The 15,310-nt window shown below is 60.4% G+C and carries 13 protein-coding genes; 7 read left to right on the forward strand and 6 right to left on the reverse strand.

The features are described 5' to 3' along the window. Positions 1 to 13 precede the first annotated feature (13 nt). Positions 14 to 844 carry a shikimate dehydrogenase gene (aroE, locus tag J3P91_RS27425; protein ID WP_434570787.1) on the forward strand — a complete coding sequence of 277 codons (831 nt, stop codon included), beginning with the start codon at positions 14 to 16 and terminating at the stop codon, positions 842 to 844. Here aroE and J3P91_RS27430 read toward each other — a convergent pair. From J3P91_RS27430 to betC, 3 genes are all read right to left on the reverse strand, one after another. Further along, the gene (locus J3P91_RS27430) at positions 834 to 2,402 is read right to left on the reverse strand and encodes a SulP family inorganic anion transporter (protein WP_434602313.1); all 1,569 of its coding nucleotides are present in this window, start codon (positions 2,400 to 2,402) and stop codon (positions 834 to 836) included. The genes aroE and J3P91_RS27430 overlap by 11 nt on opposite strands. A 170-nt stretch (positions 2,403 to 2,572) precedes the next feature. Next, on the reverse strand, positions 2,573 to 3,493 hold the full coding sequence (choX, locus tag J3P91_RS27435) for a choline ABC transporter substrate-binding protein (protein WP_305497797.1): 921 nt from the start codon (positions 3,491 to 3,493) through the stop codon (positions 2,573 to 2,575). Between the two features lie 23 nt (positions 3,494 to 3,516). Continuing rightward, entirely contained in the window at positions 3,517 to 5,025 is a 1,509-nt protein-coding gene (betC, locus tag J3P91_RS27440) for a choline-sulfatase (RefSeq protein ID WP_434602314.1), read from the reverse strand. Between the two features lie 114 nt (positions 5,026 to 5,139). Between betC and J3P91_RS27445 the strand changes: the two genes are divergently transcribed. Further along, positions 5,140 to 6,090 carry a choline sulfate utilization transcriptional regulator gene (locus J3P91_RS27445; protein ID WP_434602315.1) on the forward strand — a complete coding sequence of 317 codons (951 nt, stop codon included), beginning with the start codon at positions 5,140 to 5,142 and terminating at the stop codon, positions 6,088 to 6,090. A 444-nt stretch (positions 6,091 to 6,534) separates the two neighbouring features. Here J3P91_RS27445 and J3P91_RS27450 read toward each other — a convergent pair whose 3' ends face one another. The 3 genes from J3P91_RS27450 to J3P91_RS27460 form a co-directional block, all read right to left on the reverse strand. Next, entirely contained in the window at positions 6,535 to 7,257 is a 723-nt protein-coding gene (locus tag J3P91_RS27450) for a DUF4225 domain-containing protein (RefSeq protein WP_434602316.1), read from the reverse strand. Then, complete coding sequence (locus tag J3P91_RS27455) at positions 7,254 to 7,739, reverse strand: Hcp family type VI secretion system effector (RefSeq protein WP_434602317.1); 486 nt, start codon at positions 7,737 to 7,739, stop codon at positions 7,254 to 7,256. Before J3P91_RS27455 ends, J3P91_RS27450 begins: the two co-directional genes overlap by 4 nt. A 145-nt stretch (positions 7,740 to 7,884) precedes the next feature. Next, positions 7,885 to 8,544 carry an NAD(P)-dependent oxidoreductase gene (locus J3P91_RS27460; RefSeq protein ID WP_434602318.1) on the reverse strand — a complete coding sequence of 220 codons (660 nt, stop codon included), beginning with the start codon at positions 8,542 to 8,544 and terminating at the stop codon, positions 7,885 to 7,887. 85 nt (positions 8,545 to 8,629) lie between these two features. Here J3P91_RS27460 and J3P91_RS27465 point away from each other — a divergent pair, with 85 nt between their 5' ends. From J3P91_RS27465 to J3P91_RS27485, 5 genes are all read left to right on the forward strand, one after another. Further along, the gene (locus J3P91_RS27465) at positions 8,630 to 8,968 is read left to right on the forward strand and encodes a DOPA 4,5-dioxygenase family protein (RefSeq protein WP_434602319.1); all 339 of its coding nucleotides are present in this window, start codon (positions 8,630 to 8,632) and stop codon (positions 8,966 to 8,968) included. Positions 8,969 to 9,388: 420 nt separating this feature from the next. Further along, positions 9,389 to 10,696 carry a CitMHS family transporter gene (locus J3P91_RS27470; protein ID WP_305497791.1) on the forward strand — a complete coding sequence of 436 codons (1,308 nt, stop codon included), beginning with the start codon at positions 9,389 to 9,391 and terminating at the stop codon, positions 10,694 to 10,696. 77 nt (positions 10,697 to 10,773) lie between these two features. After that, the gene (locus tag J3P91_RS27475; protein WP_305497790.1) at positions 10,774 to 11,541 is read left to right on the forward strand and encodes a TerC family protein; all 768 of its coding nucleotides are present in this window, start codon (positions 10,774 to 10,776) and stop codon (positions 11,539 to 11,541) included. Between the two features lie 323 nt (positions 11,542 to 11,864). Further along, positions 11,865 to 13,523 carry a Na/Pi cotransporter family protein gene (locus tag J3P91_RS27480; protein WP_434570770.1) on the forward strand — a complete coding sequence of 553 codons (1,659 nt, stop codon included), beginning with the start codon at positions 11,865 to 11,867 and terminating at the stop codon, positions 13,521 to 13,523. A gap of 147 nt (positions 13,524 to 13,670) precedes the next feature. After that, the gene (locus J3P91_RS27485; protein WP_434602320.1) at positions 13,671 to 15,059 is read left to right on the forward strand and encodes a M16 family metallopeptidase; all 1,389 of its coding nucleotides are present in this window, start codon (positions 13,671 to 13,673) and stop codon (positions 15,057 to 15,059) included. The last annotated feature ends 251 nt before the right edge of the window (positions 15,060 to 15,310 follow it).

Consider the following 15,310-nt stretch of genomic DNA (forward strand, 5'->3'; position numbering starts at 1 on the left):
CGGGGAAAAGTCCATGGATCGCTACGTTGTAATGGGTAACCCGATCGGCCACAGCAAGTCGCCGTTGATCCATCGCCTGTTTGCCGAGCAAACCGGGCAAGCGTTGGACTACACCACGCTGCTGGCGCCGCTGGAAGACTTCGCCGCTTGCGCCCGGGAATTTTTCCGTGAGGGGCGTGGGGCAAATGTCACCGTACCGTTCAAGGAGGACGCCTTTCGCCTGGCTGACAGCCTGACCGAACGGGCGCAACGGGCCGGTGCGGTCAACACCTTGAGCAAACAGGCCGACGGCCGCCTGCTGGGCGACAACACCGACGGCGCCGGACTCGTTCGGGACCTGACCGTCAACGCCGGGTTCAGCCTCAAGAACAAGCGCATCCTGCTGCTTGGCGCCGGCGGCGCGGTACGGGGCGCCTTGGAACCCTTGTTGGCTGAGGCGCCGTCATCGCTGATTATTGCCAATCGCACGGTGGAAAAAGCTGAATTGCTGGCTGAGCTGTTCGCCGACCTGGGTCCGGTCTCGGCCAGCGGTTTCGATTGGTTGCGCGAGCCAGTGGACCTGATCATCAATGCCACATCCGCTAGCCTATCAGGCGATGTACCACCGATCGCCGGAAGTCTGATCGAGCCAGGCAGGACATTCTGCTACGACATGATGTATGGCAAGGAGCCGACGTCGTTCTGCCGCTGGGCCGAAGAACACGGCGCGGCGGTGGCGATGGATGGCCTGGGCATGCTCGCCGAACAGGCGGGCGAAGCGTTTTTCCTGTGGCGTGGCGTACGTCCGGACACCGCCCCGGTGCTGACGGAGTTGCGCCGTCAGCTCGCGGCGGTCAATCCCTGAAGAGGATCGGGCATTTCTCCGGTCCTTCCAGCTTCAACAATTCCTCCACCACCGGTGGCCTTGCCCCGCGCAAAGTCAGGCTGCGCCCCTGGCTGCGCAGGCGCCGGGCTTCCTGGTGGAGCATTTCGACGCCGGAGTAATCGATGAAGTTGATCTGCTGGGCGTCGATGATCACCTGCTGGGCGGGCATGCGTTGCAGGCGCACTTGCAAATAATGGCTGGCGCCGAAAAAGATCGAGCCGCCCACTCGCAAGACGTCCGCCTCACCTTCTCGGAAATGCTGCACCCGCGGTTGCGAAGTGCGCTTGAGATAGAAAAACAGCGAAGCCAACACGCCCGCGTAGATAGCCGTTTGCAGTTCAAGCAGCAGCGTGGCCAGGCAGGTAAGCCCCATCACCAGGAACTCGGAACGACTCACACGGTACAGCGCCCGGATACCCCGATGGTCCACCAGGCCCCAGGCGATCAGCAAAATACTGCCGGCCATGGCGGGAATGGGAATGTGCGCGATCAGTGTCGCGCCGGCAACCGCGAACAGCGCCACCCACAACGCCGAAAACACTCCGGCCAGGGGCGAACAGGCACCCGCTTCATAGCTGAGACCGGAACGGGTAAAGGAGCCGGCTGACAGCGATCCGGCGAAAAATCCTCCGACGATATTGGAAAGCCCCTGCGCCCGAACCTCCTGATTCGCATCGAGCAGTTGCCCGGAACGGACCGACAACGAGCGGGCGATGGACAGGCTGGTCACCAGCCCGAGCATGCCCACCGCAACGGCACCGGGCAGCAGACGCAGAATCAGCTCCAGGTCCAGGGGCAGCGGTGTAAGCGGCGGCAAGCGCCCGACGAAGGCGCTGACCAATGCCACATGCCCGAACATCCCGGGCCATGCCCAGACCACCAGGCTGGCGATCACCAGGGTGATCAGCAGACTCGGCCAGCGCGGCAGCAAGCGCTTGAGCACGATCCCGACCACCAGCGTCGCCAATCCCAACAGCAGCGATGGCTTATCCACAGCGCTGATGTGACTGACCAGCACCAGCACGCCCTTCAGGGCCGTGGCTTCGTTGGGCAGGTCCAGGCCCAGCAGGTTCGGCAACTGCCCCAGCGCAATCACTACCGCCGCACCCAGGGTGAAGCCGAGTACGACCGAGTGTGAGACAAAATTCACCAGTGCACCGAAACGCAGCAATCCCAGCAGCCATTGGAAAATACCCGCCAGTACCGTCAGCAGCAGGATCAACGTGATGTAGTCCTGAGTCGCCGGCACGGCCAGAGGACTGACAGTGGCGTAGAGGACAATGGAGATTGCCGCCGTAGGACCACAGATCAAATGCCAGGACGATCCCCACAGGCAGGCGATCAGCACCGGCACGATTGCCGCGTACAAGCCGTATTCCGGCGGCAGGCCGGCGATCAGTGCGTAGGCAATGGACTGCGGTAACGCGAGAATCGCGCCGCTGAGGCCGACGATCAGGTCACGGCCGACGCTGGCGCGGGTCTGCCGGGGCAGCCAGCTGAGGAACGGAAACAGCGAATGGCGCGTGGGGATTGCCATGGAGCCTCAAAGATGGGGTTTGGCACAAGAATATCAGGTGAACCAACGTGGCGAGGGAGCTTGCTCCCGCTCGGTCGCGCAGCGGCCGTAAAATCCGGCCTGCTGCGCCCGAAGCGTCGGACTGGCCCAGCGGGAGCAAGCTCCCTCGCCACAAGAGCCCGGCGCAGCTGTCAGAGCTTGGCCTTGACCGCCGCCAGCGCGTCCTTGCCATCCACCGTCTTCACGCCGTCCAGCCATTTGTCCAGCACCGCCGGGTTGGCCTTGATCCAGGCCTTGGCCGCTTCGGCGTTGCTGACCTTCTTGTTCACCACTTCGGCCATGATGCTGTTTTCCATTTCCTGGGTGAAGCTCAGGTTGGTCAGCAGCTTCCCGACGTTCGGGCAGGCCTGTGCATAACCCTTGCGCGTCAGCGTGTACACGCTGCCGGTATCGCCAAAGTACTTCTCGCCGCCCTTGAGGTAATGCATTTTCAGTTGCACGTTCATCGGGTGTGGGGTCCAGCCGAGGAACGTCACGAATTTCTGCTTCTTCACGGCTCGGGAGACTTCCGCCAGCATTGCCTGCTCGCTGGACTCCACCAGTTTCCATTCGCCCATGCCGAAATCGTTGGTCTTGATGATTTCTTTCAGCGAAAGGTTGGCCGGGGCGCCGGAACCGATGCCGTAGATCTTCTTGTCGAACTTGTCGGCGAACTTGTTCAGGTCGGCGAAGTTATGCACACCGGCGTCCCAGACGTAGTCCGGCACCGCCAGGGTAAACTCGGTGCCGTCCAGGTTCTTCGCCAATTGCGTGACATCGCCATTGGCGACGAACTTGTCATAGAACCCCTGCTGCGCCGGCATCCAGTTACCCAGGAAAACATCCACCTGGCCATCCTTCAGGCCACCGAACGTGATCGGTACCGCCAAGGTGTCGACCTTGGCCTTGTAGCCCATGCCCTCAAGCAGGAAACCAGTGATGGCGTTGGTCGCGGCGATATCGCTCCAGCCCGGATCGGCCATCTTCACGGTCTCGCAACTCTGCTCGGCCCACGCCGAAACACTGCTCAACGCCAACAGCCCGGCGGTCAGTACTGTGGATAACTTTTGCATGCGCTTCCCCTTACATTATTGGTCTATTGGCAGGGTTGTGGATAACGGGCCTTGCGCTCCAGATCGTCGAGGTCGATGTGGTTGCGCATGTATTGCTGGCTGGCATCGACCAGCGGCTGGTGATCCCAGCTCTTGAGTTTGCCCAGGGTCAACGCCTGGGCAACGAAACGACGGCGTCGCTGGCTGGCGAGCACCTGTTGGTGAATGGCTGGAATATCCCATTTGGCCCGCGCTTCGGCGAGAAAATCGTTGAACAGCGCCTGATGCTCAGGCGACTGACTGAGATCCGCCACCTCCTGAGGATCATCACGCAGGTCGAACAACAGGCACGGGTCATCTTCGCTGTAGATGAATTTCCACGGGCCGCGACGGATCATCATCAACGGGCTGACGGTACCTTCGGCCATGTATTCACCGAAGACTTCATCGTGCCCGCCCTGCCCTTGCAGATGCGGAACCAGCGAGCGTCCATCCAGCGGCAAGCCTGGCTCCAGCGTGCCACCGGCCAGTTCGACCAAGGTCGGCAGCAGGTCAGCAGTGGACACCGCCGCGCTGACGCGGCCGCTGGCAAACTGGCCTGGGGCGCTGATCAGCAGCGGCACGCGGGCGGCCATTTCAAACCAGTGCATTTTGTACCAGAGGCCTTTTTCGCCAAGCATGTCTCCATGATCGCCAGAGAACACAATGATGGTGTCGTCGAGCAACCCGGTGCCTTCCAACGTCTGCAGCAACTTGCCGACATTGCTGTCGATGTAGCTGCACGCGCCGAAGTAGGCGCGGCGAGCATCACGGATCTTATCCACAGGCAGCGGCTTGCCCCACAGATCGTAGACTTTCAACAGGCGTTGGGAATGTGGATCAAGCTCTGTCTGGTCCGGGGTGTAGGGCAGCGGGATGTCCTTGTCGTCATACAGATCCCAGAATGCCTTGGGAATCGTGTACGGATCGTGTGGATGGGTCATGGATACGGTGAGGCAAAACGGCTGGTCGCCGTCCTCGCGGATGTGGTCGAACAGGTACTGCTGGGCCTTGAACACCACCTCTTCATCAAAATCCAGCTGATTGGTGCGCACGCACGGTCCGGCCTGCGACACCGACGACATGTTGTGATACCAGCTCGGCCGCACATCCGGCTCGTCCCAGTTCACGGCCCAGCCGTAGTCCGCTGGATAAATGTCGCTGGTCAGGCGCTCTTCGTAACCGTGCAATTGGTCCGGCCCGCAAAAATGCATCTTGCCGGACAACGCCGTGCGATAGCCGAGACGGCGCAGGTAATGGGCATAAGTCGGAACGTCCGCCGGAAAATCCGCCGCGTTGTCATAGGCGCCGATCTTGCTCGGCAACTGACCGCTCACCAGCGTAAAGCGTGACGGCGCACAGAGCGGGCTGTTGCAGTACGCGGCATCGAATACCACGCCCTGGTCAGCCAGGCGTGACAGGTTGGGCAGCTTGATGGGCGACGGACCGTAGATCGGCAACATTGGCGCGGCCATCTGATCGGCCATGATGAAAAGAATGTTCTTGCGCTTCATGTATTCGCGGCATTCCATAGTGAACGGTTATGCGATATTGCTGCGAACGAGCATGTAGCCCATGCTGGTTGGGGTAAAGCCCATGCAAGATAATGACTAGGATAAGCTGAGCTTATGTATGACGCCTTGGGTGACCTGTCCCTGGATCTGTTCCGCGCCTTCGAATCAGCGGCTCGCCAGCAAAGTTTTACTGCGGCAGCGATCGAACTGGGCACGACCCAACCCGCCATCAGCCAACAGATCAAACGGCTGGAAGAGCAGCTCGGTACGCGGCTGTTTGATCGCATCTATCGCGGCATCGAACTGACCGAGGCCGGCGCGATCCTGTTCGAGCAGGTCCAGGCCGGCTTGCAGAGCATCGATGCGGGGCTCAACGCGATCACGGCCCAGCACCAGCATGAAGTGCTGCAGGTCGCGACGGACTTCGCTTTCGCCGCCTATTGGCTGATGCCGCGACTGCATCGGTTCCACGCGGCAAATCCGCAGGTAGATGTGAGCCTGGTAACCAGCGAGCGCAACCACAACATGCTGCGCACTGATATCGACGTTGCGGTGCTCTTCGGCGACGGTCGCTTCAAACAGGGCGAAAGTCGTTGGCTTTTCAGCGAAGAAGTCTTTCCTGTATGCAGCCCTCTCCTGCTCAAGGACCGCCCCCAACCCCTGCCCGCTCACGCCCTCGCGGAATTCCCGCTACTGCATTTGCGCGGCGGCAACAGCAGCGCCTGGTTCGACTGGAGCGGCGTATTTCGCGAGCTGGGCATCACCTCGCCACCGGCGCCGGGCCAACTGCGCTTCGACAACTACACCCTGCTTATCCAGGCGGCGATTGGCGGCCAAGGCGTCGCCATCGGTTGGCGTCACCTTGTGGATAACTTGCTGGCGCAAGGACTGCTATGTCGCCCGATCGCCGAAACGGTGCTTTCCCGGTTGGGGTATTACGTGGTCTTGCCCCAGCGCAAGCGCCGGGGTTTGCTGATCAAACTGTTCGTGGATTGGCTGATGGAAGAACAGGCCAATAGTGCGGAGTCGCTTACAGGGTTGCCGCTGCCTTCGATTGCGGTTTGAGGGAGCTGGCTGAGCTCTTACAGTTTTAGAGAGAGGTATTGATGCGTACGGAAGTAAATAGGTCAAGACATAAATGTTAGAGACACACTCAATATAGTGGGGCGATTATTTTTCGCCTCCGAATTCAAGTGCTATTGTTTTTGTCCAAACCACCTCCTCGGCTCGTATTGCGTCGGAACGCAGCATGTTTGAAGAAACATGCTGATGAAAGCGGTCCAGCCAACCACATCATTTCCCTTGAGAATAGGTTTTAACGCCGGAATCATGATCTCGTATCCATACTCGACGGTGCTCATATGTACTGACGCGACAAGAATGGTTGAGATAGTGCACACAACAAACCATCGCCATCTGAACTTATTACCAGAGAAATACCGTGATAAAAAATACAGCAAAGAAAAGGAGATAAATGAGAACGATATATACAAGACGGAAACAACTAGACTATTCATCCGTCGCCTCAGACTCAAGATAAATGGAGCGTATTGTCATGGTATTACTCGCGCCCTCCAAAATAAGCGCGTCCTTGCCCATTGTTTTGTATGCTCGAATGCGATCGGCATCTACATATCTAAACAAACGCCACGTATCTTTCTTTACCACCATTCTTCCAAGGCCATACACCGACATCATCAAATCCACCATCCCGTACGCGATATTTCCCCCTCTATCCCCTCCTCCAAACGTCTTGGAAACAGCGTGGTACCCCTGCCGTACCGGCCCCTCAGTGTCGGATCGCCCCTCCCAAAGATTGCGCCCATTCTCATAAACGTTATTCGCCCCATGGGCCATTATCGGAACCCCCGCCACCAGGCAGAGCGTTCCGGCCGAGACGTAGCAGATACCGCCACCCGTCGCGATTTGCATGGCGCCCGCGATAGCGCCGGCGCCTTTCTTGGCAATTTCCCAGAACTGCTCCAGCAGGCTGCCCTGTTCGTCCTTGATGGCCTGCAACCCTTGCTCAGGACTTTTGCGGCCCTGCGCGACATCGTTGACGATGCCTCTGGCGTAATAAGCCACCTCGCGATTGAACTGGATACGCAGCGTCCCATCGCTGATGTGCCGGGCCGCCAATGTGCACGCCTGGTTGCTCAGGTTCGCGGCGGCCTGGCTGACTGTCCAATAGTCGCAACTACTGGGCTGGCAACTTTCTTCCGACTGTTTCATTCCTCGGACTGCCATGAGCTGTAGCCGCTGGTTCCCGCCAGGTGATGGGTCCAGATGATGTCGCGGTAGCGAATGGCGACATGCTCTTGTGGCTCGGCGTCGCTATGAAGGATCACATGGGGCATATCCAGGGTGAGGTCAGCGATGACCCCTCCCCTGACTTCGATGGTGTAGAACTTCTCCAATAAACCAAACGAGGAGGTTCGGTAAAAGCTGATGAAGCAACGTATCGCCTCTCGGCTGGAGAGCGCCTGGGCAATAAGGGGTGAGGATTTATCGACGTTCTTGCTGATGATGATCGGACGATGCGTGGCTTTATTGATGTTTCCAATGTTCGCCATGTTATGGCTGTAGGAAAGCACCATGATTTCGTCGGCATGAGCTGCCTGGCATCTATTGCCGATGGAGTCCTGGGTTGAACATCCCGCTGAAATCAGTCCTTGAACCTCGCCGGTAATGGTCATGTAGCCATGGTTTGCCATACGTGCCGCTCCCTTCTAGCCGTTCGAACAGGCTATTCCGAAGGGGTTGGGCACGATGTAGGGCGCGGCGCAGGACGTTTCCGCAAATACGAACAGAATGTGTCGAGGCCAGCCTCAAGCCACAGTCGCCGACCGCGACGGGCGATCAGTCAGCCGCCACGAAACTCACATGCTCGCCCACATGCAGGTTCGAGCGCAGTTCATCGACAATGCCCACCGCCACCCGATTGAGGCGCTCCAGGGACTCGGCCATTCCGGACTCCAGGCTGGTGCTGACCTGGCTGAAATGCTCGATGCTCAAGCCCGGCGCGGCGTAGGGCGCGTTGACCAGGGTCCATTGCAAGGCGCTGTTTTTCAGGGCGTCGAGGATTTCCTCGGCGGCATGGCGTTGCAAGTCATCTTCGGCTTCCTGCTCATCGAGGGCAGCGAAATCGCCCACCAGGAACAGCCGGGGAATATTGACCGCCTGCATGCCTGCAATCAGCGCATCCACGGCCAGGACCTGCTCCACCGGGCCGGGAATGAGTGTGCGCTCCACTTGCTCGCTGTTCATTGGCAGCCCCGGCGCGTTCAACAGGCACACCACGGCAGTGGCGCCGGCAACGCTCTGCTTGACCCGTTCGGGGTCGAAGAGGTCGCCGGTCTTGGTCCGCAGGCCCGGGCGTGGCGCCAAGGCCGTAAGATCATCGAGGATGGCGATGACTTCGTGCTGGCGTCGCAACAGCTCAGCCATCAACGCACTTCCGAGGCTGCTCATGGCACCATAGAGCACCACTTTGATGACCGGGGTTTCGGCGTTTCTCATGGCTGGTATTCCTTTTTTCCCGCGTGTAAAGGCTCTGACCCGTGGTTAACCGCGAGGGTTCGGCTGGTCTTTCGAGGAGTGACAGATGCAACGGATCAAGGGCTATCACGCCCATGTTTATTTCGACGCCGGCACCATCGATCAGGCGCGGGCCTTGTGTGAGCAAGCGGCGCAGCTGTTCCCGCTGAAGATGGGCCGGGTTCACCAACGGCCGGTCGGCCCGCACCCGGACTGGAGCTGCCAGCTGGCATTCGATCCGCAGTACATCGGCGTGGTCCTGCCGTGGCTGGCGCTCAATCGCAACGGGCTGGTGATATTCCTGCACCCGGACACTGGTGATGATCTGGCCGATCACACCGATCATGCGATCTGGATGGGCGCGGTACGGCCGTTGAATCTTTCGGCGTTTGAATCAAGGACCTGATTGCCTTTTGTGGCGAGGGAGCTTGCTCCCGCTGGGCCGGTCCGACGCTTCGGGCGCAGCGGCCCCCAGGATCTTTCGGCCGCTGCGCGACCGAGCGGGAGCAAGCTCCCTCGCCACGAAAGCAGATTGGTCATCAGCAATTACTGCAGCGAAAGCAGGCTGGTCATCAGCCATTGCTACAGCGAAAGGCTGCTGAAAGCTTGCGCGATTAGGATCGCCTCACCTACCGGCAAAAGACCGGTGGCCAGAAACGAGCTTTCGAATGCTCGTGCGGCCTTTTTAACAACAACAATGGTGATTCTGATGTCCGCTGCTACCCGTCCCGTTGCATCCCCTCCATCCGTCCGTCCCGTGCCTTGCATCCTGCGCTGACCTGTCCAGTTCGCATTTCATAGCCGCGCCACGCCTGGAGTATTTCCCATGCTGACTTTCCTTGGCTTCGCCATGGTCATCACGTTCATGTTCCTGATCATGACCAAGCGCCTGTCCGCGCTGATCGCGCTGATCATTATTCCGATCCTGTTCGCGCTGTTCGGTGGCTTTGCGCCGAAGATCGGCCCGATGATGCTCGAAGGCATCACCAAGCTTGCCCCGACCGGGGTGATGCTGATGTTTGCGATTCTTTATTTCGCCCTGATGATCGACTCCGGCCTGTTCGACCCGGCCGTGCGCAAGATCCTCAAGATGGTCAAGGGCGACCCCCTGAAAGTTTCGGTCGGCACCGCCGTTCTGGCGCTCGTCGTTTCCCTCGATGGTGACGGCGCGACCACTTATATGATCTGCGTAGCCGCCATGCTGCCGCTCTACAGCCGTATCGGCATGAGCCCGCAGATCATGGCGGGCCTGATTATCCTTGCTGGCGGCGTGATGAACATGACCCCTTGGGGCGGGCCAACCGCTCGGGCGGCCAGTGCGCTGCATGTGGATCCGTCCGACATCTTCGTCCCGATGATCCCGGCGATGCTGGCCGGCGTCGTGGCGATCCTGGCGATTGCCTACATGTACGGCAAACGCGAGCGTGCGCGCCTGGGTGAGCTGCACCTGGCCGGTGACGACATGGACCACAGCGAAATCAGCGTCTCGCAATTTCCGGACGCCCGCCGTCCGAAACTGATCTGGTTCAACGGCGCACTGACCCTGGCCCTGATGTGCACGCTGATTGCCGGCCTGTTGCCGCTGCCGGTGCTGTTCATGGTGGCGTTCAGTATCGCGATGATCGTCAACTATCCATGCCTGCAACAACAGAAAGACCGCGTCGCGGCTCACGCCGGCAGCGTGTTGGCGGTGGTCGGGCTGATCTTCGCGGCGGGTATCTTCACTGGCATCCTGTCGGGCACCGGCATGGTCGATGCCATGTCCAAGAGCCTGCTGGCAGTGATCCCGGACTTCCTCGGTCCTTACCTCGCGGTCATCACTGCACTGGTGAGCATGCCGTTCACTTTCTTCATGTCGAACGATGCATTTTATTACGGGGTGTTACCAGTTTTGGCCGAAGCAGCCAGCCATTACGGCATCACTGGCGTCGAAATGGCCCGTGCCTCGATCGTCGGCCAGCCCGTTCACCTGCTGAGCCCGCTGGTTCCGTCGACTTACCTGCTGGTGGCCCTGGCCGGGATCGAATTCGGCGATCACCAACGCTTCACCTTGAAGTGGGCAGTACTGGTTTGCCTGTGCATAATGTTCGCCGCCTTGCTGATGGGGATTTTTCCGCTGTTCAGCACTCTATAAAAGCAACGCCCGCCGCGTCGCCCCTGTCGGTTAACCGAAGGCGCGGCGCGGCCTAACACTCGCTCAAAGGAACTCACATGGAATGGCTGACCAACCCGGAAATATGGGTTGCCTTCTTTACCCTGACCGCCCTCGAAATCGTCCTGGGTATCGATAACATCATCATGATCTCGATCCTGGTCAGCCGCATGCCCAAGCACATGCAGGCACGCACCCGGATCTTCGGCCTGGCGCTGGCGATGATCACGCGGATCCTGTTGTTGCTGTCCATCACCTGGGTGATGCGCCTGACCGCCGATCTGTTCGAAGTGTTCGGCCAGGGCATCTCCGGCCGCGACCTGATCCTGTTCTTCGGTGGCCTGTTCCTGTTGTGGAAAAGCTCTCAGGAGATGTACCACGCACTGGAAGGCGAAGAGGAAAACAGCGACGAGCCTTCGGTCAAGGGCGGCAACTTCATCTACACCATCATCCAGATCGCGATCATCGACATCGTGTTCTCCCTGGACTCGGTCATCACCGCGGTCGGCATGGTCTCCCATGTACCGGTCATGGTTGCCGCGATCATCGTCGCCGTACTGGTGATGATGCTGGCTTCGGGCACCATCAGCACGTTCATCGACAAGCACCCGTCGCTGAAGATGCTGGCGCTGTCGTTCCTGCTGGTGGTCGGTACCGTACTGATCGCCGAATCGTTCGATGTGCATGTGCCTAAAGGCTATGTCTACTTCGCCATGGCGTTCTCGCTGGCGGTGGAAGCGATCAATATCAAGATGCGTACCGCGATGGCACGCAAGCGCAAGCAGCAGGATCCGGTGAAACTGCGCAAGGATGTTCCGGGTCAGTAAAGATGCAGGGCAATGAACGAAGGGGCTCTTGGGGCCCCTTTTTTCATGTCTGCAGAAACTCAACTGTGGGAGCGAGCCTGCTCGCGAAAGCGGTCTGCCTGCAGCAGCGATATGGGATGGGCTGCTGCCTTCGCGAGCAGGCTCGCTCCCACAGGGGTTCGGGGTGTTCCAGATGAAGCAGTTTTTATGACAGTTTTGTTTCAAAGCCCTCTTCAGCTATGCAATGCTGGCGTCCGAACCATTCGCCAACTACAGCTTAAGTACCAGTAGAACGATGTGGCATCGTCAATTTGTTCCTTTGGAACGCTAACAGGGGGCTCCTCATGCTGACCCTGCTGAATCTGCTCTCCGCTGTGGCCTTGCTGATCTGGGGCACGCACATCGTCCGTACCGGCATTCTGCGGGTCTATGGCTCGAACCTGCGTCACGTCATCAGCCAGAACATGTCCCGGCGCTGGTTGGCTTTCATCGCCGGGATCATGGTCACCGCCATGGTCCAGAGCAGCAACGCCACGGCCATGCTCGTCACCTCTTTTGTCGGCCAGGGCCTGATGTCGCTGACGCCCGCCCTGGCGACCATGCTTGGTGCCGACGTCGGCACCGCGCTGATGGCACGGGTGCTGACCCTCGACCTGTCGTGGCTGTCCCCGTTGCTGATATTTCTCGGGGTGATTTTTTTCCTGTCGCGCAAACAGACGCGCGTCGGGCAGATGGGCCGGGTCGCCATCGGCCTGGGCCTGATCATCCTGGCCCTGCAACTGATCGTCGAAGCCGCTGCGCCCATCACCCAGGCCCAGGGCGTGAAGGTGATTTTCGCCTCACTGACCGGCGATATCCTGCTCGATGCGCTGGTCGGCGCGCTGTTCGCCATGATTTCCTATTCAAGCCTCGCCGCCGTGCTGCTGACCGCGACACTGGCCGGCGCGGCGGTGATCAGCTTGCCAGTGGCTATCGGCCTGGTGATCGGCGCCAACATCGGCAGCGGCATCCTGGCGTTTCTCAGCACCAGCATGCAGAACGCCGCCGGACGCCAGGTGGCACTCGGCAGCCTGCTGTACAAGCTGATTGGCCTGTTGCTGATCATTCCGGTACTCGATCCGCTGGTGGGCTGGCTGGACAGCCTGGATTTCAGCCACCAGGAAACCGTCATCGGTTTTCACCTGCTCTATAACACCGTGCGTTGCCTGGTATTGCTGCCCAGCGTCGGGCCGATGGGCCGGCTCTGCGCCTGGCTGCTGCCGGAGCGCCCGGACACCAACGGCACGGCCAAGCCCCGGCACCTCGACCCCACCGCCCTCGCGACCCCGAGCCTGGCCCTGGCGAACGCGGCCCGGGAAACCTTGCGCATCGGCGACCTGATCGAAAACATGCTCGAAGCCATGCTCGGCGTACTGCGCGGCGAGCAGACAGCGATCACTCAGCAAGTGCGCGCCATGAGCGACGATGTCGAAGCACTGTGCAGCGCCATCAAGCTGTATATGGCGCAAATGCCCCGCGAAGACCTCAGCGAACAGGACAGCCGCCGCTGGGCGGAAATCATCGAGCTGGCGATCAATCTCAAGCTGGCCAGCGACCTCATCGAACGCATGCTGCGCAAGGTCCAGCAGCAGAAGACCTCGCAACGCCGGTCGTTTTCCGATGTGGGCCTGGAAGAACTGGCGGGGCTGCACAGTCATCTGCTGGCCAACCTGCGGCTGGGGTTGACGGTGTTCCTGAGTGCCGATCGGGAAAGCGCACGGCAGTTGCTGCGTGAGAAACGTCGCTTTCGCGCGCAGGAACGGCGGATGGCCCATGCCCATGTCAGCCGTCTGCAACGCAAGGTCGTGCAGAGCCTGGAGACCAGCTCCCTGCACCTTGAGCTGATCGCTGACATGCGGCGCCTGAATTCGCTGTTCTGCGGCAGCGCCTATGTGGTGCTGGAAACCTCGGAGATCGGCGCCCTGGCCGTCGATGAAATTTCCGACATCACCCATTCGCCTTGAACGACTGGCGTCCTGGTCAGTCATTAAAAGGGACCGGGGCCCAAGCCCATCGCCAGCCAGACAACTCCGCGAAGTGTGAGCGAGCCTGCTCGCGATGAAGGCTGACCCGGCACCATGGATCTTCACTCAGCCGCCAGGAAGCCCGTTATGCGTTGTCTGCTGCTCGCCTTGCTTTTGTTCGGCTCACTCCCCGCCATTGCCCAGGATCGCTTTCAGGTCGAAGGCTATACGTTGCCCAACGGCCTGCAATTGTTGCTCAAACCCGGCACCGAACGCGGGCACGTGGCGATTCGGCTGGTGGTCGGCGTAGGGCTGGACGATTTCAGCTGCGCCGACAAGGAGCTGCCGCATCTGCTCGAACATCTTCTGTTCAGTGGGGTCGACGACAGCGGCGAAGGTGGCCTGGAAGAACGCATGCAGGCGTTGGGCGGCGAGTGGAATGCCTTTACCAGCAATGCCGATACGACGTTTGTCATCGAGGCGCCGGCGCGCAATCAGCGCAAGGTCCTGGACCTGTTGCTGGCATTGCTGACCCGCACCCGCATCGACGAAAAAGCCCTGGAGGCGGCCAAACGGGTGGTCGAGCGCGAGGACGGCGGCCACTACACCCATCTGCAACGCTGGCTCGACCGACAGGACCTGGGCCATAAAGCCAGCAACCAATTGGCCGTGGAACTGGGCTTGCGGTGCGCGGAACGGGCCGAGGTCGGTCACCTTACCCTGGCCCGGGTCGAGCAGGTGCGCAAGGCCTGGTATGCCTCCAACAACATGACGCTGATCGTCGTCGGCGATCTCGACCGGTTATTGCCGGCCTACCTGGAACGCAGTTTCGGCGAGCTCGAACCGGTCGAGCCCAGCGTCCACGAGCCGCTGCCGCAGATCCGCTACAGCGCGGTCACCAAACGCAACCTCATTCGCGGCCTGGCCGGCGACGGTGCCAAGCTTCATTGGCTGTTCCCGGAGCCGGTGCTGGAACAGCAGCACGACGAAACCTTCGACCTGCTCAAGGACTATCTGGACTGGGCGCTTTATCGCCAGTTGCGCCTGGCCAACGGTCTGTCCTACGGCCCCTGGGTGGAGCGGGAAGTCTTTGGCGGTGTCGGTTTTCTCAGCCTGAACGCCGACCTGGCGCGTGAAGACCTGCCGAAAGCCGAGCAGGTGCTGGAGCAGTTGCGCGGTACGCTGCTCAAGGACGGCCTGGACCCCGAGAGCTTCGTGCGGATCAAACGCGCCGCTATCGCCCATCAGTCCTGGGCCGTGCAAGGCAACAGCGCGCTGGCCGATTATTACTGGGGCGCCCTGGGCGATTATGAGGATGGCCGCTTCGCCAACCCGGCCGCCCGCTTGCAGGCCGTCAGCCTGGAGCAGGCCAACCAGGCCCTGCGCGAACTTCTCAAGGACCCGGGTTACCTGCGGATCGAGAAGCCGTTGCTTGGTGATGACGAACTCGTTTGGGTGTTCGCTGGGTTGGTGGTGTTGCTGCTGGTGGGTATTGGCTGGCGATGGCGTCGCAGGGCGCGACCGCAGCCAGACTGATACGCCTCGTGTGAGCAAGCTTGCCCGCGATGAGACAACACAAATCCCGTGGCGAGGGAGCTTGCTCCCGCTCGGCCGGTCCGACGTCTCGGGCGCAGCAGCCGCAAACCGGGCGATGCGGTTTACCGGGGGAAAATGCCGGGCCGCTACGCAGGCCAGCGGGAGCAAGCTCCCTCGCCACGAAAGATCACCGCGGCAGGCGTCGCGATCCTCGCCATGTCACCGTCCTGGCGATACTCTGTCAGAGATAT

The organism is Pseudomonas sp. Z4-7 (genome assembly GCF_051131965.1).
Taxonomy (GTDB): Bacteria; Pseudomonadota; Gammaproteobacteria; order Pseudomonadales; family Pseudomonadaceae; genus Aquipseudomonas.